Raw genomic sequence first — 261 nt, forward strand, 5'->3', positions numbered from 1 at the left:
TGACGAAGGCCTTCGTCATCGGGCACCCGATCGCGCATTCGCGCTCGCCGCTCATTCACGGATACTGGCTCCGTCAGCACGGTGTCTCCGGTTCCTACGAGCGGATCGACGTCCCGCCCGAGTCGCTGGCGGAGTTCATCGCCACCTTTCGGGAGCGCGGGTTCACGGGTGGCAACGTGACCCTGCCCCACAAGGAAGAGGTATGCCGGCTCGTACCGAACTTGACGCCGCGCGCGAAACGGCTCGGTGCCGTCAACACCC

General features: G+C 65.9%; 1 pseudogene. It reads left to right on the plus strand.

The features are described 5' to 3' along the window. A pseudogene (locus tag GNE10_RS35205) lies at nucleotides 1–261 on the plus strand (shikimate dehydrogenase); the annotation flags it as partial.

This window comes from Nostoc sp. 2RC, from assembly GCF_014222165.1.
GTDB classification, from domain to species: domain Bacteria; phylum Cyanobacteriota; class Cyanobacteriia; order Cyanobacteriales; family Nostocaceae; genus Nostoc; species Nostoc linckia.